General features: G+C 60.4%; 17 protein-coding genes and 2 pseudogenes. 11 read left to right on the top strand and 8 right to left on the bottom strand.

Annotated elements, in window-relative coordinates; all coding sequences use genetic code 11:
- The first annotated feature begins 32 nt into the window (after positions 1-32).
- From ACI6S0_RS25635 to ACI6S0_RS25625, 3 genes are all read left to right on the top strand, one after another.
- Entirely contained in the window at positions 33-197 is a 165-nt protein-coding gene (locus ACI6S0_RS25635; protein ID WP_007682673.1) for a hypothetical protein, read from the top strand.
- A 93-nt stretch (positions 198-290) separates the two neighbouring features.
- On the top strand, positions 291-812 hold the full coding sequence (locus ACI6S0_RS25630) for a hypothetical protein (protein WP_313326734.1): 522 nt from the start codon (positions 291-293) through the stop codon (positions 810-812).
- Between the two features lie 172 nt (positions 813-984).
- On the top strand, positions 985-3,240 hold the full coding sequence (locus tag ACI6S0_RS25625; protein ID WP_313326735.1) for an AAA family ATPase: 2,256 nt from the start codon (positions 985-987) through the stop codon (positions 3,238-3,240).
- 39 nt (positions 3,241-3,279) lie between these two features.
- On the opposite strand, the gene ACI6S0_RS25620 is transcribed toward ACI6S0_RS25625, so the two are convergent.
- Positions 3,280-4,599 (bottom strand): McrC family protein, encoded by a 1,320-nt coding sequence (locus ACI6S0_RS25620; protein WP_434406026.1) that lies wholly within the window; start codon positions 4,597-4,599, stop codon positions 3,280-3,282.
- Positions 4,599-7,835: an AAA family ATPase gene (locus ACI6S0_RS25615; RefSeq protein ID WP_313326739.1), complete on the bottom strand. Its 3,237-nt coding sequence runs from the start codon at positions 7,833-7,835 to the stop codon at positions 4,599-4,601. Before ACI6S0_RS25615 ends, ACI6S0_RS25620 begins: the two co-directional genes overlap by 1 nt.
- A 540-nt stretch (positions 7,836-8,375) precedes the next feature.
- Here ACI6S0_RS25615 and ACI6S0_RS25610 point away from each other — a divergent pair.
- From ACI6S0_RS25610 to ACI6S0_RS25580, 7 genes are all read left to right on the top strand, one after another.
- Positions 8,376-8,708, top strand: coding sequence for a DUF3768 domain-containing protein (locus tag ACI6S0_RS25610; RefSeq protein ID WP_313326751.1), 333 nt, complete (start codon positions 8,376-8,378; stop codon positions 8,706-8,708).
- Positions 8,709-8,894: 186 nt separating this feature from the next.
- Positions 8,895-9,071 (top strand): hypothetical protein, encoded by a 177-nt coding sequence (locus tag ACI6S0_RS25605; RefSeq protein WP_020820482.1) that lies wholly within the window; start codon positions 8,895-8,897, stop codon positions 9,069-9,071.
- Positions 9,072-9,084: 13 nt separating this feature from the next.
- On the top strand, positions 9,085-9,849 hold the full coding sequence (locus ACI6S0_RS25600) for a ParA family protein (RefSeq protein WP_434406030.1): 765 nt from the start codon (positions 9,085-9,087) through the stop codon (positions 9,847-9,849).
- Positions 9,849-10,781 (top strand): ParB/RepB/Spo0J family partition protein, encoded by a 933-nt coding sequence (locus ACI6S0_RS25595; RefSeq protein WP_313326741.1) that lies wholly within the window; start codon positions 9,849-9,851, stop codon positions 10,779-10,781. The genes ACI6S0_RS25600 and ACI6S0_RS25595 overlap by 1 nt, the downstream gene beginning before the upstream one ends.
- A gap of 251 nt (positions 10,782-11,032) precedes the next feature.
- Entirely contained in the window at positions 11,033-11,569 is a 537-nt protein-coding gene (locus ACI6S0_RS25590; protein WP_313326742.1) for a plasmid mobilization protein, read from the top strand.
- On the top strand, positions 11,562-12,668 hold the full coding sequence (locus tag ACI6S0_RS25585) for a relaxase/mobilization nuclease domain-containing protein (RefSeq protein ID WP_434406025.1): 1,107 nt from the start codon (positions 11,562-11,564) through the stop codon (positions 12,666-12,668). The genes ACI6S0_RS25590 and ACI6S0_RS25585 overlap by 8 nt, the downstream gene beginning before the upstream one ends.
- 144 nt (positions 12,669-12,812) lie before the next feature.
- Positions 12,813-13,439, top strand: a complete 627-nt coding sequence (locus tag ACI6S0_RS25580) for a DUF6088 family protein (RefSeq protein ID WP_313326744.1) — start codon at positions 12,813-12,815, stop codon at positions 13,437-13,439.
- On the opposite strand, the gene ACI6S0_RS25575 is transcribed toward ACI6S0_RS25580, so the two are convergent.
- Positions 13,419-14,096 (bottom strand): hypothetical protein, encoded by a 678-nt coding sequence (locus tag ACI6S0_RS25575; RefSeq protein ID WP_434406024.1) that lies wholly within the window; start codon positions 14,094-14,096, stop codon positions 13,419-13,421. The genes ACI6S0_RS25580 and ACI6S0_RS25575 overlap by 21 nt on opposite strands.
- A gap of 188 nt (positions 14,097-14,284) precedes the next feature.
- Between ACI6S0_RS25575 and ACI6S0_RS25570 the strand changes: the two genes are divergently transcribed.
- The gene (locus ACI6S0_RS25570) at positions 14,285-14,488 is read left to right on the top strand and encodes a hypothetical protein (RefSeq protein WP_007684590.1); all 204 of its coding nucleotides are present in this window, start codon (positions 14,285-14,287) and stop codon (positions 14,486-14,488) included.
- Positions 14,489-14,607: 119 nt separating this feature from the next.
- Here ACI6S0_RS25570 and ACI6S0_RS25565 read toward each other — a convergent pair.
- The 5 genes and pseudogenes from ACI6S0_RS25565 to ACI6S0_RS25545 all read right to left on the bottom strand — a co-directional run.
- Positions 14,608-15,225, bottom strand: a pseudogene (locus ACI6S0_RS25565) (IS30 family transposase); the annotation flags it as partial.
- Between the two features lie 124 nt (positions 15,226-15,349).
- Complete coding sequence (locus ACI6S0_RS25560; protein WP_017501924.1) at positions 15,350-16,432, bottom strand: IS5 family transposase; 1,083 nt, start codon at positions 16,430-16,432, stop codon at positions 15,350-15,352.
- Positions 16,433-16,505: 73 nt separating this feature from the next.
- Positions 16,506-16,904, bottom strand: a pseudogene (locus tag ACI6S0_RS25555) (transposase); the annotation flags it as partial.
- A gap of 238 nt (positions 16,905-17,142) precedes the next feature.
- Positions 17,143-18,561 (bottom strand): ISNCY family transposase, encoded by a 1,419-nt coding sequence (locus ACI6S0_RS25550; protein WP_333885800.1) that lies wholly within the window; start codon positions 18,559-18,561, stop codon positions 17,143-17,145.
- Between the two features lie 182 nt (positions 18,562-18,743).
- A complete protein-coding gene (locus ACI6S0_RS25545) occupies positions 18,744-21,869 on the bottom strand; it encodes a type III restriction-modification system endonuclease (RefSeq protein ID WP_313326564.1) in 3,126 nt (1,041 codons plus the stop codon).
- Positions 21,870-21,876 lie beyond the last annotated feature (7 nt).

The following is a 21,876-nucleotide window of genomic DNA, read 5'->3' as shown; positions in this document are numbered from 1 at the left end:
ACGGACCCGCCGGCGCGCAAAGGAGCCCCGACATGTTCACCGACATTGCAACCGCTCGTCGTCACGCCTTCAGTCTCTCGCGCAGCCTCATGGTGGTCACCTTCGTCATCGCGATCGGGCAGCAATATGGGGTCATCACCGCGGAGGATGCGGACGGCAGCGTTGCCTTGGTGGCCGAATATGATCCATTCGCCTGATGGCTCCTCCGGGAGCCTACGGCTCCCGGAGGAGCCATGGAGGGCGTGTCATTGATTCAACGAAAATAAAGACAGCAGCGCTAGGCGTTTGGCATGGATGACGGTGCGCCAATCGAAATTGCCAACGATGATCCCTTGTGGAACCAGGCGATCCAAGATGTGAACGCGTGGCGGGGCGCGTGTTTGCAGCATTTCTCGGCGGCTGAAGCGGCCGTTACCGAAACGCTGCTCCTTCTCAAGGCCATTCCGGGTAGAGGGGAGGCAGTACGGCTGCGGCATTTGATCGGTCAGCGGTTCGATGACCTCAGCAAACTTATCGAGGCAGAAGGCGCTTTCGCTCAAGAAGGCAAGGCGGCCGCCAAGGCCCTTTCGGATCTCCGCACACTCGAGGGCCTACGGTCGTTTCTTGCCCATGGTCAGGCCAAGATCGTGCTCGAGCGAACCGGAATATGGATCGTGATCTTGCGCCATGTCTCGATCCGCGGGCAGCAGGCTGAACGCCTGATGCTGCTTTTCGAGCAGGCCGAAGCCGAAGAAGGGCTCGCCGATCTGAAGCGCAAAAGCCAGAAGCTGTGCTCTGTTCTCGGCAATTTCCGGCGAACCGTGAAGAGCTGAACGGGCGGCTCCGGCGATGCCGGACCGGGCTCTAGGCTTCGCCCTGAGCCTTGGATTTCCAAGTCTCAGCCCATTCGGGTGACGATCCCTGCCGTGAGCGGTGCGCTATTTTGCCAGTGAAGCTCTCTTCCTCGGGCTGCGGCTGTGATACGTTACGAGTAGAGGGGGAAGAATGCTTACTCACATCAAGAAGATTAAGGGCTTAGGCGTTTTTGGCGACTACGCGGCGGCCGCCGATTTTCCGGCGTTTGGCCGCTACAACATAGTCTATGGCGAGAATGGCTCTGGTAAGACAACCCTCTCGCGCCTGCTTGCCTGCCTGGAGGTGGGGGAGCATCCGGATCACCCCGATCTTGAGTTCACAGTTGAATCGCAGTCCGGTCAGCTCACGAAGGGGGTGAAGTACGGCCGCCGTGTACGTGTCTTCAACAGCGACTTTGTCGAAGCGAACATCGGTCGTTTCGACGGGCCGCTTCGGCACATTCTCATCCTCGGGGAAGAGAACAAGACCATTGCCGAGGAGCTGAAGGCTGAAATCGCCATTCGCGACGATCGGGTAAAGCGTGTCCAGGCCAATGAAGCTGCCGTGGTCAAGCTTGTGAATGACAAGGGCAAGCTGTTTTCCGCCATCGCCAAGACCATTGGCGAGGCCACCAGCGGGTCGACCCTTCGCAGCTATCGTAAGCCCGACGCCGAGACCGCCTATGCCGAGCTTGGGGATGAGAGGGCTCTATCCGACGACGAATATGAGGTTCACCGCGGCACGGTTCGTCAGGAGCAAATGCCCGAGATCAACCCGCTCACCATCCCGCGGGGTCCCGAACGACCGGGGCAGGCACCCATCAGCGCCTTGCAGGCTGCCGCTGGCGCCGCGGATCGTGCCAAGGCACTGACGATGCGTTCGGCGCAGTCGGCCGTCATCGCCCGCCTTGCGGAAAACCCCGATATAGCCCTGTGGGCCGAGCAAGGCGTTGGCATCCATGCCAAACATGCAACCGGGCGCTGCGAATTCTGCGACCAACTCATGCCCGCTGATCGTCTCAAGGCACTTTCTGACCATTTCAGTATCGAAGACCAAAGGCTGAAGGAAGAAATCGAGGCGGAGCGCGTCAGCCTCCGCGTGATCATCGATGCGCTTGGCAGAACGGCGCTGCCTGATCGTCTGATGTTCTATTCCGAGCTTCGGGCAGATTGCGACGCCGCGCAGGCGTCGGTTGAAGCTGAGCTCGCGACCCTTCAGCTGGAGCTCGAGAAGATCGATGAGATCCTCGCCGAAAAGCTGACTTTGCGGACCACGGCCTATGAGCCGGAAATCGCCAGTGATACTACACAGCTGACCGCAGCGCTTGGCCTGATCAAGGCGCTCATCGCGCGTCATAATGACAAAACGGCAGGCTTTGAGAGAGAGAAGCGGGCGGCCCGCGACGCCATTGAGGCGCATCATCTTCAGTCCATCAAAGCCGACGTCGAAGAATTAACCGACAAGGCTGCAAAGCTGAATGCCGAAATCGAGCTGTGGCAATACGGCGGTGAGGATCTGGAGGAAAAACGCGGGATCGAGGCTCTGTCTCAGTCAATTCGAGAGAAGCAGGCCAAGGTTTCAAGTGCGCATGCGGGCGGCGTGGGTCTGACCGACCTTCTCAAACAGTTCCTTGGCAGGACGGAGCTACGCTTTGAGTCCGGCGATGAGGGCTATCGCGTCCTGCGGCGCGGCAAGCCGGCCAAGCGCCTAAGCGAGGGCGAAAAGACAGCCGTCGCCTTCATCTACTTCCTCGTGCAGCTCAAGGATCAGGATTTTAACATTGGCGAAGGAATTGTCGTCATCGACGATCCGATTTCCAGCCTTGATGCTTCGGCGATCTATCAGGCCTTCGCATTCCTCAAGAATGAGACCCAGCGCGCGAAGCAACTATTCATCCTGACCCATAATTTTGAATTCCTAAAATTGGTCATAAACTGGCTACAGAATGCGCGTGGCCAAGAAAATACGAAATCTTATTCGATGGTCCTGTGCGCAGAGACTGAGGAAGGTAGATTCGCGAGGCTAACTCCGCTGGATCGACTCTTGGTCGATCACCCGACCGAGTATCATTATCTTTTCAAGGTGCTCCATACGTTCAAATCAGATGGCACGATCCTCGGTTGCTATCACGTTCCAAATATTTCTCGTAAAGTACTTGAGACGTTCCTCGATTTCCATGTTCCATCGCGTAAATCACTTTATCAGAAAATGGATGACGTGGATTATGACCCGCTCAAGAAGACAGCAATTTATAAATTTGCAAACGACCTGTCGCATCATACAGGAAAGAGTTTCGATCCTGCCCTTGTGGCAGAGGCGCAAAAGAACGCGGAATATTTATTGGATATGATCAAGTCCGTAGCGCCACTTCACTACGAAGGCCTGAGGAAACTCTCTGAGGCGTAATTTGGTTCTCCTTCCCCCGTTGATCGATGGCATTTTCCATCAGCGTTCTTGGGATGCGCTGAGGGCTGCGTCTTCACACAGGAGTAGGCGGCGCAGGCACGGAAGCATGTCGATGCTGCTCGACACATCGATGGTCGCAGTCTCTAAAAGGGTCGTGTGGCCGGTGATCCGGTGCTGGGCGTGGACTGCCTCTGTCATGCCCAAGCCTGGATGGTGCGGATATAGCAGCGTTAGCCGCGGAGCATGATAGAGCTGCGCATAGGCCATCATCTGATAGACGTCGGCTTGGGAGACCCCCTGCTTGGGATCATCAATTTGTGATGCGATCCTTTTCCATTTGGTGTCGATCACATGCGCCACGACGCCCGAACGACGGATCAGGATGTCCGGTTTGGTCTGGAACAGGCCTCGGCCGCTGTCCTCGGCAGAGAGGCAGAACAATCGCCCGCCCTGCAGAGATACGGTAAACTCTGTTCCGGCAAGTGCGCGTGCTATCAGCCGCCCGACATACTCCTCAAACAAGGTGTTCATTTCGAAAAGGAGGGCGGTCCCCTGACCCGTCCCGCCGGTCGTTGTTTGGTAGCGGCCCCGGAGGAATAGCTGGGCCATGGCGAACAAGTCCCGCCAAGGACGATTGGTGCGATCGATGACTGCTTCATCCCATCGCAGTCCCGACACCGATACATCGGTGATGTCCGCATAGACGAAGGCGAGTTCGCGCAATCGCTGTTGGTTGGCCGGACGACGCGATATGCGGGACACATGGGAAATGGCCGCCTTCATGATGCGGTTAAGCGCTACATCCTCCGACAGAAGATCGAAGCGGCAGGCCAGTCGGGATGGGTTGACCGCATGGCGGGTGAACTGCCGGGTAATGTCGAGCCTGCCGCGTAGTGTCGGCAGATCTTCCTCATGCCCGACATAGCGACGCGGCATTCCCTTACGCAGGGCTTCGGTCAGCTTGTCGCAGAAGATGCGGATCAGGATTTCAAGCAGCGTTTCGCGCTGCCAGGCAAGATCAGTCACCGTACCAAGGTCGATTTTGAGATCGAGCGCGACAGCCAGCATGTGGATCAGGCGTTTTCGGATCGCCGCATTTTGATGATCGATCGTTTCGCCTGGCGCTACGTCTATCTTGGGTAGAATCTCCAAACTGCAATCGTGGGTCGCCAGAATTCCTACCACGCCCCGCGCGCGCAAGGCGTGTCGACCGTGGTCGAGCACGCCGCCTCCGCCCCGCCCGGCAAATGCCGATCGGGCGGCTAGACTGGCCAGCTTATCAGCGTGGTGCGGGGGAATCTGGTCCTCGCCGTCACCATAGGTGAGCTTGTCCCACTCACGAACGGTGTAGGACGGCATCAGATTTCGAATTCCGAGAAATCGAAGCTTGCCTTCACGCTCCAGCGCAGCTTGTCGCCCCCAAATTCATCTTCAGCAAAGCCCGCCGGCGCGGAAAGCCTTTTTGCCTCAATGAACCGAGCACCCGCCGCGCCGTCGCTGTCGCCGAGCACGGCAGCGACCTTTGACCAGTCCTCATAGAAATACTCGGCCAGAAGTGGGATGACCTTGTGGCGCATGACGTCCTCAACGTCCGCACGTCTGCGGCATCCTGTGAAATAGGCGTGACCGATCTGGTGTTCTCGATCGAAAAGATACTCGATCCGTTCATTGATGGTTCGCATTAGTTTGCACACATCGATTCCGTCGACATTATTGGCGTCGATTTGCTTTGCCGCCAGCGCTCCGCGAAGCGCTTCGGTGTCTGGCATCAACTCGCGGAACGTGAAGCGGCGGCGCAGCGCGGTGTCGAGCAGCGCGATTGAACGGTCAGCGGTGTTCATGGTGGCGATGATGTGGAGGTTCGACGGTACGCCGAAGCTTGTTCCGGAATAGGGTAGCCGGACCCGTACTTCGTTCTCGCAGCCCAAGCGTTTGTCCACTTCGAGCAACGTAATCAGCTCGCCGAACACCCGCGAGATGTTGGCCCGGTTGATTTCGTCGATGACCAGCACATGTGGCCGTGCGCCGGCGACGGGGCGCTCCGCGTTGGGGCCAATGACGACGGTTTCCAGCGCATCCCAATCGATCTCGTCCGGATCCAATCGATAGGCGGACTGCCGCCGAAAGTTCCGCGGGTAGAAGGCACTTCGCTCTGCGCCCTCGTCGTCGCGCCAGATCCATTTGACGCTGCGACGGTGGGGATGGAAGCTGGCATCAGGATCGAATCGATACTCGCCGGTCACCTGACCGAAGGCGCGATAGCTATCCCGTCCATCGGAAATGATCACATAATCATCGATCTGAAGGCCCGATCGGAAGGCGTAGGTCATCTCGATATTGGGGTCTTTGCCGGAGGCATCGGGATCCTTTTTCTCGTTCCACTCCTTTCGAATTTCTTCGAAATCGTCGAAGCGTTCGTCGGACCAGTCGATATCGCCACCCCAGCCCAGATGGATCAGCGCTCCGTCGAGCCCTTCCTTAATCCGATCCTCTTGATTGCCGCGCTGTCCGAGGGCGATCTTGTAAATCGATCTCGAGCGGTCGAGCCGGTGCGTTGGCGCGTCACCCGTGTCGAGCCGCGCTCTTTCGCTGATGAGCTTGAAGACGCCGGAATGCGGTTTGAGGCTGAAGCCGCCTGATGCGCTAACATCCTGCTCCTGGTCACCCTCCAGTTCGGTTCGGGTCGTCGGCCTCAATCCTTCGACGAAATCCTCATAGGAGAAGGACTGGTGGAAGGTGACGAACTCGATCTGCCCTTCGCCAGCGAGGCGGCGATATTCGGACATCAGGCCATCCCTGTCGTGGCGCAATTGCGCCGCCGCAGCGTCTCCGAGACAGAGCCGCACGGCTTCCCACGCCGTGGCGTAGGTCTTGCCGGTTCCGGGCGGGCCGTAAAGGATCAGATTAGTGGCGGTGGGTGGCCCAGCCATGGGTTCGGACGTCATGGTTTGTTGCCCTTCGTGCGCGACAAGCTGATAGGTGAAGACGGTGGAGCTGCTCGGATTTGGTGTGGTGTGTGTCGGGGCGGGGACGTTGGCACATTGCTGGAACTTCACGCTCCCAAGCGCGCTGCAGATTGCGGGGAACGCATCCTGCAGCCCCATGTCCCGGCTCAGGTCTCCGGCACGGATCGAGATCTCTGCCGCGCCTTTGTCGCGGGCAGGCTCGACATAATAGTTGCGGGCGCATAGCCGGATGCGATCCGCATTGCGGATCAGATGCTCGTACCGCTCGGGCGGGGTGACGGGGGAGTCATCGCCGTCGACGATGATATAGCCGGCATTATGCAACAGGGCTGCGGCATCGTCCTTTTGGCCCCAGCCTCCATTCAACTTGGTCTTGCTGCGCAAGAAGCCGACGATCGGTTTTGTCGGATAGACGCGATTGGGCCGCTCGCGTGTAGATCGGACCCAGTAGTCGCGCGGGTCGCCGAAAGCGTCGAATATGGAGCCGTGCTCGCCGGCTTGGCGGTAGCTGTCATAGGCGTCCATCGCAGCCTCGATGCCATCACGGGCAAAGGATACGGCGTCTTGTTCCTTGTAATTATGGGCAACCCAGAGCGCGCCCTGTACATCGATCATGTCGCGTGGCGCGAGGCCGCGCGCTTCGAAGGCCTGACGCACTGCCTTCATGAAGCGCAGTTCGTCGCGATAGGTCTCCGCCATCGATGCATGATCCGGAAACCGGCGTCCTAACGCTTCCTGCCAGAAATCCTGGCGCACCGAATGACGGATGTAGATGCCGTCATTCGGCGCCAAATGCAGGTACATGAACTCCGCAATCTGGCGTGCCGGATCAGGCTTGCCCTGCGGAACGGCCTCGACCCAGGCAGCGACAAAGGTCGCCAGTGCATCGGGAAAGCCGTCGGGTGGGCCCAAGGCAGCGGTTACAAGGGCACGCAAGGCTGGCCAGAGACGCTCGCGATCCGCGTCGCCTTTGGGGGACATTGGCCAATAAGCACGCCACTGTAACAAATTGCTTTTGACCAGTGCTATGTGAATCGCGTCGGCGAGCTTTTCATCGGTGCTGGCCTGATCGATCGCTGTTCTGAGATCGTGCGCGACCTCCAGCTTATAGTTCCGCTCTCCTTCGTCGAAGTCTGGATCGGGGCGATCGAAACGATCGAGCGCCGGAAAGAAATGGCGCAAGCGGTCGATCCAGCGGGTGACGGCCGCCGGATCGAGGACGAGTGCAGAGTTCGGTTGCAACAGGGTGTCTAGCAGCCGATGCAATTGGTCAGCGTCATTGATCCGGACGACAAGGCAGTCGGATTCTCCAAAGGACCAGTCACGGCTGAGAGCGGAATGCCGTCCTCCATCCTTCACCCCCTGTTGATAGGGGCGGGCGTCACAGGCGAAGCCACTGGCTGCCAGAAGCCCTTGCCACTTTCCGTCCAGAAAGACGTTACGCGCCGGATACTCGATTTCCCAGAGCAGGCGATCTCCTTCGCCAAATTCGAACGCGAGCATCTTCTTCGTGACGCCGGCTCCAGGGCGCAGGGCCGAGCTGCGGATCACATCGAAGAGTGCGTGGCGCAATGGCGCAGAGCGCTCTCGTTCATTTTCTTCGAGGCGGGCCTCGAATTCCCCCCACATTCAGGCTTCTCCAAATTCCAGCAAGGTCGATTCAGTGCCGAGTCAAAGGTCAATCATCCAAAATCTGGGGTATGCACACTATCCAAACTGCAGCCGTGAGGCCCCGCCCGCTGCCGGGGGAGAGACGTCCGCGTTTCCTATTGCGCTCAAGCCCCCGCGAAATCATCGAGTCGAACCTTTGCCCTTATCAATTGTCTAGCCATAGCGGGCGAGGGTGACAAATTCTGTCGCTGCCGATGGACCGCGCGGCTCGGCGATAGTCAGCGTTTGCCCGCTGGGCATGATACCGGCGAGGGGCAACGCCATCCGGTTCCTTTTCCGATGTCGGCTTCCTGGTCGGCGCGCGGGGCCGAGCAAGCCCGCACAGGCGGGCTTCTCCACTGCGTTGCGACCCTCCGGGTGCACGACCCCACTATGACGCCGCCCTTGGGGCGCCTGTCGGAAAGCCCCGATGGGCGGGGCTGATCCAGACCGGAGTCACAGCCATGTCGCAGCCTTCTCAACAATCGGCAGACCGAGCCGAGCGGATCGACCGCCGCACTGAATGACAGCCTGCGGAGATCTATTTGCAGCCCTGGCCGAAACCAGATCGTCATGACCGCAGGCGTCGCCGCGCTGGTCGGCGACGTGTCCCTCTTCCGCGGATTTCGCAGACGCGCCGAGATCCTGCGCACGGTGCAAAACTATGACAGCTTCAATTCCGACAACGATCCACTGGGCGAGCATGATTTTGGTCGCTTCGAATATGACAGCGCCATTCTCTACTGGAAGATCGATTATTATGATCTCGAGCTTGCCTGGGGCTCACCCGATCCAGCCAATTCCGACGTCACCACTCGGGTTCTGACGATCCTACTCGCCGAAGAATACTGATCGGCACGGCCATCCCCCTGACCGGGGGGGTGGCCGTGAAAAGTCTGCTTGAGCAGACTGCGCGCAAAGGATGTCCACGCACAAAGTGTGCTCGGGGAGGGGAGGGTGCACCGGAGCATCGCCCCCGTTCGGCCGATGCAAAGCTGTGAACCGATGCGGGATCAGACCATTCGAGGAGTTACCGCCATGTCCGCCTATTTCGCTGCCCATCCCGATCACGCGATCCTCTTTGCGTTCGGCTGTTTTGCGCTTACCGTCTATCTTTTCCGCTATGTCGGTCCCGGCATTGGCGGCGGCGGCGACTGGTCATCGCGCGACCATTATGAGCGCAATCTGCGCGACGGTCCGGACGACTATTGTTGAGCTGGCCGTACCGATGAGAACGATCGCCGTGAGCCTTCTCAAGGGCGGGGTAGGCAAGACCTTCCTCGCCACGCATCTCGCCTGGTATCTGGCCGAACCGGCAGGACGCCGGGTCGTGTTCGTCGACCTGGACCCGCAAGGCAGTTCGTCGCGCCGTCTGGCCCGCGAGCGGCCGGGTGGCTTCGCGGCCGATCTCTTCGATCCATCGGCGGCGTTTGCCGCCGATGGCCGGGTCGGGCTCACTTTGCTCGCCGCCGACCAGCGTTTGCAGATGATCAAGTCGGCGCAGGATGTGCGCGACTTTCTCGGCCGCTTTCCTGCGCTTGCGCCCCATTTCGACCTCTGCGTGATCGATACCGGTCCCAAATGGGATGAGCTGACCCTGAGCGCTCTCGCGGTCGCCGATGCAGTGATCGCGCCGGTCCACGTCGCCGAAGATTCAGTCGAATGCGCCAAGATGCTGCTGACCGCGCTGCGCAAGGCCGAGGCGGCGAGGGCAGGGCGCAAGATCGATTTCCTCGGATTGCTGCCATCAATGGTCAACCCGTTCGACCGGCGCGAAATAGACAATGCCGTCAAGCTCGCCCACGCGGTGGGCGAGCGGCTGATGTTCCCTGCGTTCATCAAGGCGCGACCGACCTACAAGCATGCGGCGGAAAATCATCGACCGGTCTGGGTGGAAGGGGGGGGCGGCGCCAAGGCGGCGGCCGAGGAAATTCGGCCGATCCTCGCCGAGATCGAACGGCGACTGGGTTCAGCGCCAGCGGCCGCCACCTGATGGGTAAGTTCGACGAACGCATCGAAGAGTTCGGCCTGCTCGTCGGCGCGCATGAAACAGCGCGCCGGGTCGAGGAAATCCCTCTGGAGCGAGTCATCCCCGACCCCGGCAATCCCCGGCGCAGTTTCGACGATGACGCCCTGGCCGAGCTTGCGGCTTCCATCGCGGCCCGCGGTGTCTTGCAGCCGATCACGGTTGCGCCCGCCGACGCCGCTGGCCTGTATCGCATCCGGTTGGGCGAGCGGCGCTTTCGTGCCTCCGAGCTCGCGGGCCGGGTGACGATCCCGGCGATTATCGTGGCCGAGGGCGAGGGAACCCATCTGCTGGCCGATCAGATCGTTGAAAACGATCAGCGTGCGAACCTGTCTTCGGTCGAGCTCGCTCATGCGATTGCCCGTATGCTCAAGGGCGGCATGAGCCAGGTCGAAATCGCTGCTGCGCTGGGACGCTCCAAGCAGTTCGTCTCGCTCTATGCGGCCTATGGTGACATGCCTGCCTATCTCAGGGAGGCGCTCCCGCGCGCGCCGATCCGGCTGCTCTATGACCTGCATCGCACAGCCAGGGATTATCCTGCGGAAGTCGAGGCCTATGTGGGCGCCTGGGATGAGAGCGGCGCGACATTGGCGGAAGGCGCGCGGTTCATTGCCGGGCTGAAGGGTAAGGCGGACATTCCTAGCATCGAGGCAACGCCGATGCAGGCCGCGGCAGTGACCGTCGCTCGTCCGGAACCGCGGGGAGGGACTGAGCCAGTCGCGCGACCAGGGGAGCAAACGCCAGAGGCCAGCCTTGCCGTTGAAGTTGATGGCCGTCCCGCGCGTCTTGTCCTTGGCCCGCGTGTCGTCGTGATCTTCGGCGATGGTTCTCGGCAAGAGGTGGCGACCGAACGACTTTGCTCCGCGTCTGAGGGACGCCCCGACGCCGCGATGCTCTGACCCTCTTCCTCCGCGTTCGCATATCCTGTTCGTGTGTATGTCGGCCGTGCCCCTTTCGGGGTGCGGCCTTTTGCGCAGGTCCGAGCTGGGGCGGCGCCGTTGGCGCCGCCCTTCGTGGATCAGGCGTGAATGATAGGCGCATTTTCCCAAATATGGTCGAAGTCTGCTCAAGCAGACTATCAGATGAGTTGAGTGAAGGTGAGGGCCGGATAGGCGTGACGCCGGGGATGTATGACAATAGCCTTTGATGCATGCCCGTCTTCACCTTCCGTCTCGACGATGACATCGCCCAGCGCTTCGATGCTGTGGCGGAGAGCGCCGGTGGTCGCTCGGTTTTGCTGCGGCGCCTCGTCATGAATGCAGTGGACGCGGAGGAGGGCGAGAGGTCGGGGCCAGTCCGCCGGCGGGAGCGAGCAACACGGCGGTTTGAGATCCGGCTGAGCGATGCGGAAATTGCCGCGCTGGATGCCGAGGCCGATGCTTTGGGTATGAAGCGCACAGACTGGGTGACAAGGCTGGTGCGCCGTCGGCTGCATTCGGCGGCACCGCTGCCGCTCGAAGAGCGGGCGGCAGTGGCTCAGGCGTGGCGCGAGCTCAACCGGATCGGCATCAATCTCAATCAGGCGACGCGGGCGCTCAACGCATCGGTGATGGTCGAATCCGGGCTCGATGTCGCGCGCGAGGCGGCGCTGGTGGCAAGCTTTCGGACGGAAATCCGGATGGCGCTTGCCGGTCTCGGCACCGCGCTCAAGGGCGATCTTGCCTATTGGGATAGCCTCGATGCTTGAGGAGGAGGGCATCCTGCCGCTGCCCAGCCTCATGGAGGCATGGCGGCCGCCCACCGGCGGTAAACGGACACTGCGGGGGGCCTATGTCCGCATCGGACGAGGCGCACCGGGCCGGGGAGGGCAGGGGCGGCTCGTGCCGCTGAGCCAGGCCGAGGCTCGGGCCAAGCTCGAGCGGATCGTGCGCAAGGCCCCGGAGGTCATGGTCAAGGTCTCGGGCAAGCAATATGGCGCGCATCATCTTTCCGAGCATTTCGGCTATGTTGCGCGGCACGGGAAGCTTGCGGTGCGCTCGAGCGAGGGCGAGATCATCGATGATCCCAAACGGCTGAAAGAGATCGCGCAGGACTGGGCCATGCTCGACGAGGCGATGAACGAGCATGGCCGCGACCGGCCGACCTCGCTGTCGCTGGTCCTTTCCATGCCCGGCGGTTCGACCGATCCCGAGACGCTGCAGGATGCCGCCCAGGCGTTCGCCCGGATCCTGTTCGAGGACAATCACGCCTATATGCTGGCGCTCCACACCGATACCGATCATCCGCACATCCATCTGACGGTGGCCACCGAAGGTGCGGACGGTAGGCGGTTCAACCCGCGCAAGGCCGACCTCCATCAAATGCGAGAGACATTCGCGCATGAGCTACGGGCGCGCGGCATCGCGGCTGAGGCGACGCCCAGACGCGCACGCGGTCACGTTCAAAAGCGTGTGCGCTCTGCAGCGCTGCATCTCGATGCTCGGATCGGTCAGGAGGGGCGCCGGCTCAATATGGATGAACTCAACGTGCTGCGCGCCCGGGCCTTTGCGCACGCGCGCGATGAGGAACGGCGGCCGCAAGACGTGATGGCGCTGGTTCGCCAGAAGCAGATACGCGGTGCTTATGCGGAGGCGGCGGTGGCGCTGGCACGTACCGGCGAGCCCGACGACCAGGCGCTTTCCGACGAAATTGCGGGTTTCCTGGCGGCTATGCCGCCGGCGGTCTCCCGACGTCTGGCCCTGGCCCGCGAGATGATGCAGGGGCGGCAAGCGACACAGCCGGCGCGCGAGCTGGAGGGTGGAGCTGGTCCCGAGCGGCCAGCGCCGGAGCGTGGGCGGGAGCGTTGATTCGCATGGGCGGTTTATCTTGCGAAGGGATGCTCCCATTACCATGTGCTAGAATGTCTTGGAAATTCGAGGGAACTGGCGCTTTCTGTGGTCATATCTTGTTAGAAAAAGCCATGCTATTATCTAACAGACAGGAGCTTGGACATGTCTGCAGTGGCTGATCGGATTATGAAGCGTGTGCGCGGCAAGGGCCGTGGCTGGGTGTTTACGCCCAAGCAGTTTGTTGACTTCGGTACGCGCGGCTCGGTCGACATGGCGCTGTCGCGTCTCGCGCATGCCGGTGACATCCGCCGGATCGGCCGCGGTCTCTACGACTATCCCCGCCAGCATGACAAGCTTGGTGCCCTGAGCCCGGATCCCGGGCAGGTGGCCCAAGCGCTCTCTGCGCAGAGCGGCGATGCGCTCGCGCCGTCGGGAGCGGCGGCGGCCAATAGCCTTGGTCTCTCGACGCAGGTGCCCGCCCGGGCGAGCTACGCCACCAGCGGCCGCACCCGCACCGCCAAGGCTGGCGGCCGCAGCGTTACCTTGAAGCACAGCCGCGCGCCGGTGCTCGACGCGCCGGAGTCTGTGAATGCGATCGTCCAGGCGCTCGCGCATCTAGGGAAGGGCAATATCGACGCGGATGTGATCGGGCGCTTCGCCGCGCGCCTCGACGATGCCGGTACGCGCGCGCTGGTCGCGGCCCGCTCGGCCATGCCGGGCTGGATGGGCGACATTGTCCTCAAGATCCAGGCGTCGCGGAGAGATAGGTCATACAGGGAGAAAGGGTAGCGCCGCTGGCGCCACCAGCAAATCTCCAGATGCAGGGTCGGGCACAAGGATGGGTACGGCCGGATAAAGTGTCGGCCATGTCGAATACTTGGCGATCCATGTCGCGGCGCTTGGAGACAGCCAGCCCGTCAAGGTCGTGATACTCGCATAGCGCTGCGCGAGCGGAAGCGCGATGATGGGTTCATAGTGGGCGACGCGGTTGCGCAATATACGCAGGTCGCGCAAGTCGCGCGCGATCACACCGCGCTGTACGCCTTTGGCCTGAAAGATGGGTCGCAGGCTTTGCCAGAGGTGGTGTGACTTGGGGCCGAAGAGTGACGCCCAGAAGCCGAAGTTCAACTCCGCTACGATCTGCGGACGGGTCGCTGCCTTCCCGTCTTTCTGCAGCGTTTGCCGTGCTTTTGCGATTGCGCCCGTCTGATAGTTCGTCACAAGGATCGCAGGATCGTCGATCCAGGCGGCGCCATGTTGCGCCGCAAGCCGCGCGTCCGCCATGTTACGCAGCACGACCTCGAGCATGTGTAGAGGGCCATAGAGGGCTGCGGAAAGCTGCACATTATAGGTGTACAGGCGCTCTGCGAGCGTCTGATCGGCTCCGGCCCACTTCAGATAAGTGTCGAAGCGGTCAGCGGACAAGGCATGAACGAATGTTGGCACGGGAACCTTTTCACTTGATTTTTAGGCACCCTTGCGCCATATGAACTGGGTATCCCCCGGCGGTCCCTGCTTTGCAAACCGTCGGGGCACTTTATTTCTAGACGTCGTAGATTCGATCTTCAATGCCGTTGCTGGAGCAGCGCAGCGCGAATGAACTCGCGCGCCACCGGCATGCGAGGAGATTTTGCGTGATCACAGCGAAATACATCCCGTGGGACCCGATTGGCGCGATGCCCGACGACCGAAAAGACGGTCGCCTCATGCTGCTCTGGGAAGGAGATCGCCCCGTAATCGGCCGATGGGATGACGGGCGTAAGGGATGGGAAGATCCGGAAGGCATGCACCTTTTCGAGGAGATCACCTATTGGGCGGATATCAATTCACCGGAATGACCCTTGCTCTTTCAGATGACAAATGATTGATATGGCGGTTTCGATTTGAAGCGCGACATCCGACGTGACGCGTAGCATTTCATCCGGGGTGGGGCGAGCCCCACCCCGGATGGCAAAATTTATCCGGCCTTGAGGATGGCGATTTGCTCTCCCAAAACCTCCTGCGGGGTGCGGTAGCCCAGGCACTTGCGAGGGGTGCTGTTGAGGCGGTCGGCGACGGCCTGGATCTCTTTGTCCGACAGCAGCGCAAGGTCGGTGTTGGAGGGTAGGAAGCGCCGTATCCGCCCATTGCAATTTTCCACGCCGCCTTTCTGCCAGGGTGCTGACGGCAGGCAAAAATAACTGGTGATGCCGAGCCTGTTTCGCAGTGTCGCAAAGGCGGCAAATTCTGTGCCTCGATCGAAGGTGATGCTTCGTCGGAGGGAAGGGGGCAGAGCATGCAGATGCCGATCAATGCCGGCCATGACACCGGCGGAATGCCGGCTCGGATTACGCGCGAGGAAGGTGAAACGGCTGCGGCGCTCGACCAGTGAGGTGAGGTTAGCTTTGCCATACTCCCGCCTGAAGATCAGGAGATCGCCTTCCCAATGCCCGAAGGTGCTGCGATCGGCTATTTCCTGCGGCCGGGCGCCGATCGTGTTGGCCACAGGAATATGGAGACCGCGTGGCTTTCGACCATAACGTTGCCGGCGCGATCGGCGGGCAACGGGAAGATGGCGCCACAGCTGGACACCTCGAATAACCGGGTGATTTTGGTCTGATGGCGTAGGAAGGGGCACGCGGCGCTGATGAAAGGCGGCGTTTCGGCTGCATTGGCGGCGTGATCGCGGTATCGGCCGAGTTCGGGACGCCAATTCCATGTCATGCAGGCGCAGTTCTGCCCTCGAGCCATGCAAGGCGCTGGAAGTTATAGACCAGGTTGGCCATGCCGATCTTGATCCTGGCACGAGCGATGCCGATGGTACGGACGACGAGGCCCATGCGGTGTTTCTGTCCGGCAAAGACATGCTCAACGGCGGCGCGTACCTTTGAGCGCCTTGCATTGGCTCTGGCTATCCGTTCAGGCAGCGGCCGCCTAGGCAAGCGCTTCTGGTGGATATTGCTGGTGAACATGCCCCTCGCGAGGAATGCCTCGTTCTTCTTAGATCGATAGGCGGTATCGGCCCAAACGCCCGAGGCGGTGTTCTCCTTGCTGATCAGATCGGGCAGTCGCGCCCCATCATGGGCATTGGCGGCGCTCGCATCCCAGGTGCGGATCAGGCCGTGAGTCCGATCGATGCCGATATGATTTTTATAGCCGAACATCGGAATGGCCAGATCGACCGGTTTTGTCGCCCTGGGATCGGCGCCTTCCTGGGCCTTGGCCTTGGTATATTTGATCGACCAGCGCGCATCGCGGTCTTTCTGCCGAACCCTGGCCGGCGTCCAGTCCTTGGGGATGCGGCCTTCCTTGATCGCCGTTTTCTCCTCCTGGGTGTTGCGCTGCTTGGGCGCGGGCACGACGGTGGCATCAATGATCTGACCGCCCATGGCCAGATATCCCCGGTCCTTGAGCGCGGCATCGAAGCGCGCGAATAGCCGGTCGATCGCCTTGGCCTTCACAAGCCGTTCGCGGAACAGCCAAACCGTGGTGGCATCGGGCACGGTGCCTTCCAGCCCCACGCCCAGGAAACGCTGGAACGATAGCCGGTCCTTGATCTGGAACTCGGTCGCCTCGTCGGACAGCGAATACAACGCCTGTAGAACCAGGATCTTGAACATCAGCACTGGATCGAACGGCGGTCGTCCGCCCTTGTTACGAGGGCCGCGTCGCAGCGCGGCCACCAGCGGTCCCCGGAATAGCTCGAAGTCCACCACGGCCGACAACCGTTCCAGGGGATCGCCCGCCGCGCTCAGCGCCTCGTATCGGTCCGAAAGATCAAAGAAACCCGGCTGTACTGCCATCTCTGCCTCCGCTGTCGCGTACCGGCAGTGAATCACCTCAAGCCGTCAGACGCCACCGGTTTTTCGAGGTGTCCAGCTTTTGGTGCCGTCCATCAGGCCCATAGACATATTGGTAGATGGTTTCGTGGCACACCGCCTCGCGAATACCCCGATGACGGCGTAGGTAGCCCGCAATCTGTTCTGGTGACCAGGCTGCCGACAAGCGATCGGCGATATAGGCGGCAAGTTCTGGCTTGCGCGCAATCTTGCCGCCACGCACGCGACGCCCGCGCGCCATGGTCTGCGCGACCGTCGGATAATAGCCCCGAAACAGCGGATGCTCATCCAGATGCCGGTTGCGTTTGAGTTCGCGGTAAATCGTCGCAGGATGACGCCCCAATGCATCCGCGATTTGCCTCACCGACCGCCCGGTCGCTACCAATCGATAAATGTCGCGCCGCTCGTCCAAACCCAGATGCTGATAGCCGTTCATCATGTGCCTTCCTGGAAAGGGGATCAAACCCTTATAAATCCTAGGATTTCGCACTTCGATTTAGAATCCACCCTATAAAACGATATGTTCCTGCCATTTAGAGAAGTCACAATCTCTGCCATTTAGAAATGTCACACGCTCGTGGACAGCAGGGGCTGCGTGGAGCCATCCATACAGCGCAGCGCAGACCCTGCTGATGCGCTGACCTTGGGGACCCGCTGCTCTGCAGTGGGCCCGGTCATGCCCTTTGCACGAAGCTGAGCGTGCCGCGTTCGCGCAACGCCTCGTCACTGAGCCTGAGACCGCGCTTGAGCTTTGAACCACCCAGTTTGCGGCGGTCAATCTTTGGCGGCGGTTCTGGCTCGGGGAAGAGATGCAGGGGCTGGTCGCGGCGGGCAGGGGCGTCGTTGTTGCGCTTGCGGTGATGCGGCATGATGGCCTGCATCTGTTTTGCCAGCATCAACGCGGCATCGAGATGCTTGTTCTCGACAATGGCGGGCTGGTTGACCTGCCGCATCTTGTCGAACTGACGGTAGGGCAGGACATGGCCCTCATGCTGGATCTCAAGCCGGCCATCGGGATATTCGCACACCGTCACCCGCTTGCGCGCCAGTGCCTTGCTAATCGCGGTCGGCTCCAGGATGAACATCGCCTTGTTGTAGTGGAGCGTCAGCGCCGCTGTCACGGTCCGCTGCTCGCGCCAGACCATAATCGAGCGCAGATCGTCATGCGGGGCGAGGGGGCGGTGCAGATCGCGGGTATCGAAGGCAGGGCGGGCGAACCGTGCATTGTGCCTGGCCATGTAGCTGGCGAGAAAGGCGTTGGCCTCGGCGATGGATGAGATGCCATCAAGCCGCATCGCTTTGACCAGCCGGTCCTGCAAGGTGCCGTTGGCACGTTCGACCCGGCCCTTGGCTTGCGGTGAGTTGGCGCAGATGATCTCGATGTTGAGCGCATCGAGAGCCCGACCGAAATGCGTCATGCCATCGCCTCGCGCGGCGCTGGCGCGGGAGTTGCGGAAAACGCTGTGCTGATCGGAATAGAAGGCCACCGGCTTGCCGTGCCGCTCGATATACTCACGCGTCGCCTCCATATAGGCGAAGGTGCTCTCGCTCTCGACCATCTTGAGGTGCATCAGTTCGCTCGTCGCGTCGTCGATATAAACGAGCAGGGTGCATTGCGGCCCGCGATCCTCGAACCACCAGTGCTTCGATCCGTCGATCTGGATCAGCTCGCCTCGGCAGTCCCGTCGGTAGCGCGGCTGATATGGGCGTGGGCGCCGGGCCACGCGATCACGCCAGATGCCAGCCTCGATCATCAGCTTGCGCAGCGTCTCGCGCGAAACGCGGATATCGTGCCGCTCGGCCAGATACTCAGCGGCCAGCGTCGGGCCGAAGTCGTAATAATGCTCCCGGACAAGCGCGACGATCCGGGTGCGGATCGCGTCGTCCATGCGCCGGTTACTGGGGCGACCACGGCGGCGCGAAATAAGCCCGGAGGAACCGTCGTCCATGAACCGGGTCAGCAGACGGTGCGCGTGTCGTCGTGTAATGCCCATGATCCGTGCAGCTTCCGTAACCGTCAATCGGCCGGAAGCCACCTGAACCAGCGTCTCAACCCGCGAAAGCTCTTCGGTACTCATCCGCAACACCGCCATGCATAACACCTCCAAACAGCTGGAGGGCACGATAGCGCAGGTGAGACATCTCAAACTTGCGCGACTGTGACATTTGAACGTTGCTGCTACACGATAAAAGTTTGATAATACATCTTATGTTAAATGCGGTGTGACGTTGTGTGGGACTGGCGGCACGAAAATGATCGCCAGCCCCTCGAGGTTCAATTTACGCCAACGATTTCCATCAGTTTTCCGTAGTCCGTGACCACGTCATATTTTACGCGATCCTCGGAGAACTGCTGGCCGATTTCATCGAAGAATTTCCGGGCGCACTCGATCTTCGTCTTCTCGATCTCCCGCAGCTTCATCGAGGACATCGTCCCCTTCGTTTCAGCCACGAAGTAGATGTGCCTGACGCTGCCAGCCTTGAACGATATCGCCCAGTCAGGGTTATAATCCCCGACCGGAGTGGGGATCAGAAACCCGCGTGGCAGCTTGGCGTAGACGACGACCTCGCTGCTCGTGTCCAGTTCTTTGACGAATTCCCTTTCTACGTCCGAATCCGTGATCGCGTAGTCGTAGACATGGTTCTTGAGCTTCGCCGAGGCGCGTGAGAAATCCTGACCGGTCTGGTTGGCCGTGAAGATGTCGACGTCGTATCGCTCATCGACCTCATCGTAGGCCAGACGCTCGATTACCATGGCGGCCTTCTGTTCGGCGATGATCCGCGAGGCTTCGGAAATGAAGTGTTCGGGGTTTATTTTGAACTGCCCGAATACCGCCGCCTCGGTCTGACCAAAGATGACTGCGGTCGTATCTCGCGTCAGTTGTGCACCTTCGGCAACTTTGCCGACTAGGTCATATTTTACCACAGAATGGATCGAACCGCCTTGTTCGGTCGTCGTGTTCGTGATCGTGAAGCCATCGCCAGCGCGCAGCTGGTCATCCCGCAAGCCGTCATCCTGGAGGCCCTCCTGAATGGTGTATTGCAGGGGTGTGACGCGCAGCTGGCTGTTGAGGGCGCTGACGCATTTCCTGATCAGTTCCGCCGAGTCAAATTCGACCCGATAGACCGCCTTGCGATTGATCCGTGCCCACAGCTCCTGAAACTCCTTCTTGTCGAAGTTCGTATTGAGCGGGTTGGTCTTGGGCTTGCGTCCATCACCTACCTTGGGCAGCTGGGCATCGCTGAAAACGCTTTCGATCAGCTGGAACACCTGATCCGCGTAAGGTTTCAGCTCATCGGGCAACTCCGCCAGCGTTCCGGCAGTCTTGGCGTTGTGGTAGGCACCTGCAATCTGATCGGCATCGTCGGTGTAGTCATTCTTCACCAGATAGCGGTAGATTTGTTTGGCCATCGCACTGGTGACCTCGACAGGCCCCTGGCCAGTGACCATCGTCTTGCCGGTGAAGTACTGCTCGGTCGCTTGGCGCGGTCGCGAGGACAGGGTATCGGCGATTTCCTTTTGCAGGCCAGCGACGAAATCCTTGTAGCTCTCGCTCGCGACCACGGTGAGAACGTTGATGTCGTGGACCACGGCCGGGTGATCCATGCGGTCCCCGTGCTGATCGACGCTCAGCCGAAGTCCGCGCCCCACTTCCTGGCGGCGCGAGATGGTGTTGTCGCTGTGCTTCAGCATGCACATGACAAAGACATTCGGATTGTCCCACCCTTCGCGAAGGGCCGAGTGGGAGAAGATGAACCTAACCATCCGCTTGGCGCGGTCTTCAGAACTGTCCTTGGGGCTAGCAAACGCCAACAAGCTTTCCTTGTCCTTCAGGATCAGATCGTAGGCATCGACATCGTCGGAATCGACCGCACGGGCACCTACCGCCGGATCCTTGAGGCGATTGGTTTTCTTGTCGATCGAGAAATAGCCGCTATGAGTTTTAGCCCCGTCTATGCCCGCGAGGTAAGCTCGGTAAGCTTCGTTATCGATCGCCAGTTCGGAGAGAAATTCGGTCTTCAGAAGTTCATATTCCTCCTCGAAGATTCGCGCGTATTCGCCTTGCTCGTCCGGCTGGCTGTAGTCGCGATAGCGCACCACCTCGTCGATGAAGAACAGCGATAGGACCTTTATCCCCTGCGCAAACAGCTGCTTTTCCTTGTCGAGGTGGGCCTTGATCGTCTCGCGGATCTGGATGCGGCGGATATCGCGCTCAGACACATCGCCGTTGGCTTCGCCTGCATTCAGCACGATGCCGTTTGTGAACTCGACCGTGTCGGTGTTGTAATCGATCTGACTGATCGTGAAGCCGCGATACTGATCCAGATCGCCTGACTTGACGAACAGGTCGTCACGGAATTCAAGCCGCCGAATCTGGCGCTTGATCTCGCCGGACTTCAGTTTCACCTCGAGCTCGATCCGGGCAACCGGAGCCTTTTTCGAGATGTCGATGCCTTCGAGATAGAGGTAGGCATTGGTGCCGGCGAGCCCGCGGGTCTGGATGCCGCGCACGGCGATCTTCTTCACCAGCTTCTGGTTGTAGGCGTCGAGTGCGTCCAGCCGGTGAATGCGGTTATGCTGGGTCTTGTGCGTAGCGGAGTAGCGCAGGATCATCAGCGGCTTGAACTTCGGCAACGCTTCCATCGTTGCCGCACCTTCCATCTTCTGCGGCTCGTCCAAGATCAGGATCGGCCGGTTGGACGCGATGACGCCTATGGGTTTGCGCGACTGGAAGTCGTCCAACTCTTCATAGATGCGGCGGTTGTCTGCACCCCGTGCGGCAAACGCCTGGATGTTGATCACCATGACGTTGATACCGGCGTCGGAGGAAAAACTTTCCAGCTCGTGCAGGCGCTTGGAGTTGTAGATGAAGAACCGCGCCTTCTTGCCGTAGCTTTCCGTGAAGTGATCGGCGGTAATCTGCAGGGACTTGTAAACGCCTTCGCGGATGGCGATCGACGGCACCATGATGATGAACTTCGACCAGCCGTAGCGCTTGTTCATCTCGAAGATGGTCTTGATGTAGCAGTAGGTCTTGCCGGTGCCAGTCTCCATCTCGACGTCAAGGTGAACGCGGGTCGCGGCCAGAGCATCGCGACGATAGGTCGCCGGTGCGGCCACGCGTTGATTGTTCCGGTCCAGCACCATGAACTCGTCCAGTCGCTGCGCGACGGGAAGATTCTGGCGGCGCTGAACAGCCTGGATGTTCTCCAGGATCTGGGCTTCGCTCAGCGCGAAATCGGCGTTCTTGAACCCTTCCTCGAAAGCGGCTGCCTGTGCCTTTTGGCCAGGGTCGATGCGGTAGGTCAAACCATCGACCTTCGGTTGACCAGCGAAACAATCGACCACCGCTTCAACAGCATTGGTCTGATAGGGCTGGACCTTGAATTTTAGCTTCATGGATTCA

The sequence above is a fragment of the Sphingobium sp. DN12 genome (assembly GCF_051058005.1).
In the GTDB taxonomy this organism is placed as follows: domain Bacteria; phylum Pseudomonadota; class Alphaproteobacteria; order Sphingomonadales; family Sphingomonadaceae; genus Sphingobium; species Sphingobium yanoikuyae.
This window is presented reverse-complemented; position numbering and strand designations above follow the sequence as displayed.

Bases quoted from the DNA above. Each gene is read 5' to 3' on its own strand.
- ACI6S0_RS25635 (WP_007682673.1), top strand. From the start codon at position 33: ATGTTCACCGACATTGCAACCGCTCGTCGTCACGCCTTCAGTCTCTCG.
- ACI6S0_RS25630 (WP_313326734.1), top strand. From the start codon at position 291: ATGGATGACGGTGCGCCAATCGAAATTGCCAACGATGATCCCTTGTGG.
- ACI6S0_RS25625 (WP_313326735.1), top strand. From the start codon at position 985: ATGCTTACTCACATCAAGAAGATTAAGGGCTTAGGCGTTTTTGGCGAC.
- ACI6S0_RS25620 (WP_434406026.1), bottom strand. From the start codon at position 4,599: ATGCCGTCCTACACCGTTCGTGAGTGGGACAAGCTCACCTATGGTGAC.
- ACI6S0_RS25615 (WP_313326739.1), bottom strand. From the start codon at position 7,835: ATGTGGGGGGAATTCGAGGCCCGCCTCGAAGAAAATGAACGAGAGCGC.
- ACI6S0_RS25605 (WP_020820482.1), top strand. From the start codon at position 8,895: ATGTCCGCCTATTTCGCTGCCCATCCCGATCACGCGATCCTCTTTGCG.
- ACI6S0_RS25600 (WP_434406030.1), top strand. From the start codon at position 9,085: ATGAGAACGATCGCCGTGAGCCTTCTCAAGGGCGGGGTAGGCAAGACC.
- ACI6S0_RS25595 (WP_313326741.1), top strand. From the start codon at position 9,849: ATGGGTAAGTTCGACGAACGCATCGAAGAGTTCGGCCTGCTCGTCGGC.
- ACI6S0_RS25590 (WP_313326742.1), top strand. From the start codon at position 11,033: ATGCCCGTCTTCACCTTCCGTCTCGACGATGACATCGCCCAGCGCTTC.
- ACI6S0_RS25585 (WP_434406025.1), top strand. From the start codon at position 11,562: ATGCTTGAGGAGGAGGGCATCCTGCCGCTGCCCAGCCTCATGGAGGCA.
- ACI6S0_RS25580 (WP_313326744.1), top strand. From the start codon at position 12,813: ATGTCTGCAGTGGCTGATCGGATTATGAAGCGTGTGCGCGGCAAGGGC.
- ACI6S0_RS25560 (WP_017501924.1), bottom strand. From the start codon at position 16,432: ATGGCAGTACAGCCGGGTTTCTTTGATCTTTCGGACCGATACGAGGCG.
- ACI6S0_RS25550 (WP_333885800.1), bottom strand. From the start codon at position 18,561: ATGGCGGTGTTGCGGATGAGTACCGAAGAGCTTTCGCGGGTTGAGACG.
- ACI6S0_RS25545 (WP_313326564.1), bottom strand. From the start codon at position 21,869: ATGAAGCTAAAATTCAAGGTCCAGCCCTATCAGACCAATGCTGTTGAA.